General features: G+C 74.8%; 1 protein-coding gene. It reads left to right on the top strand.

The window, feature by feature from the left end:
- The first annotated feature begins 158 nt into the window (after positions 1 to 158).
- Positions 159 to 1,619 carry a phytoene desaturase family protein gene (gene crtI / locus AB0M20_RS42345; RefSeq protein ID WP_364307050.1) on the top strand — a complete coding sequence of 487 codons (1,461 nt, stop codon included), beginning with the start codon at positions 159 to 161 and terminating at the stop codon, positions 1,617 to 1,619.
- Positions 1,620 to 1,637 lie beyond the last annotated feature (18 nt).

Here is a 1,637-nt window from a genome sequence, read left to right as displayed (position 1 = left end):
CCGGGCCTGGCCGGACGCACTGGCCCATCCCGTGTCGATCGTCCTGTTCGCCTGGTTGGTCGTGCGCTCGTTCCGCCGGCGCCGCCAGGGCCGCCTGAGCTGGCGGGGCCGCACGCTGTGAACGGTTTATCGCCGGTGCTCCCGGGCAGGGACACCGGATGAGCCGGGTGGTGGTGATCGGCGCCGGGGTCGGTGGGCTGGCGGCGGCGATCCGGCTGGCGGACGCCGGGCACGAGGTGGTCGTCCACGAGCGCGCCTCCGTCGCCGGCGGCAAGCTCGGCGTTTACGAGCGCGCCGGCTACCGCTTCGACACCGGGCCGAGCCTGCTGACGCTGCCGCAGGTGTTCGACGACCTGGGGCTGGGTCTCGAGCCGGTGCCGCTGGATCCGGTCGTGCGGCACGTGTTCCCCGACGGCACGGTGCTCGACTCGTCGTCCGACCCGGCGGTGTTCCGCGAGCGGATCACCGCGGCGCTCGGACCCGACGCGGCCGACGACTGGGCCGCGTTCTGGGCGCGGGCCGAGCGGATCTGGCGCGCCTCGTGGGGGTCGGTGCTGCGGCGGCCGGTCACCCCGGCGACGCTGCTGCGGCTCTCCTGGCGGTTGCCCGCGCTCCGGGCGATCGCGCCGGGCACGTCGCTGCGCGGCCTCGGCCGGCGGTATCTGCGCGATCCGCGGCTGCGGATGATGCTCGACCGGTACGCGACCTACACCGGCGCCGATCCGCGCCGGGCACCGGCCGCGCTGGCCGCGATCCCCTATGCCGAGCTGGCCTTCGGCGGCTGGTATCTGCCGGGCGGCCTCGGCACGATCGCGGGTGCGCTGACCCGGCGGGCGCGTTCGCTCGGCGTCGAGATCGTGCTGAACTCGCCGGTCGCCGCCATCTCACGCAACGGCCAGCGGGTGGACGGCGTGCGGCTCGGGGACGGCCGGTTCGAGCCCGCCGACGTCGTCGTGTCCAACGTCGACGCCCTGACCACCTACCAGGAGCTGCTTCCCACGCCGGGTCGCCTGGCGCGGCTCACCGACCGAAGTCTGGCCGGCTTCGTGCTCCTTCTCGGCGTGCGGGGCCGGACTCCGTCACTCGCACACCACACGGTGTACTTCCCGCGGAACTACAGCGCCGAGTTCGACGCGATCTTCGGTGGTCCCGGGCGCCGGGCCCGGCCGGCCGGCGACCCGGCGATCTTCGTGACCCGGGCGGCGGATCCGGCGGTCTGCCCGGACGGCAATGAAGCGTGGTTCGTGCTGGTCAACGCGCCGCCGCACGGTGCCGGGTGGAACGCGGTCAACTGGCGGCGGGACGGGCTCGCGGAGGCGTACCGCGATCGGATCCTCGCCCTGCTGGCCGACCGCGGCCTGGAGGTGCGCGACCGGCTGGAGTTCGCCGAGATCCGCACGCCGGCCGACTTGGCCGAGTCGGCGGGAGCGCCGGGCGGCGCGATCTACGGCACCGCGGGCGGCCTGCTGCGCCCGCCCAACAGCGGCCCGATCGACGGCCTCTACCTGGTCGGCGGCTCGACCCACCCGGGCGGCGGCTTGCCGATGGTCACGCTGTCCGCGCAGATCGTCGCCGACCTGATCGACCGGAGATCCGGGCTCAGCGGGCTGTCGCCGTGATCTCCACCTCCAGGTCCG

This window comes from Actinoplanes sp. NPDC051633 (assembly GCF_040681735.1).
Taxonomy (GTDB): Bacteria; Actinomycetota; Actinomycetes; order Mycobacteriales; family Micromonosporaceae; genus Actinoplanes.
The sequence above is the reverse complement of the archived record's forward strand: the minus strand, read 5'-3'. Positions and strand labels throughout refer to the sequence as shown.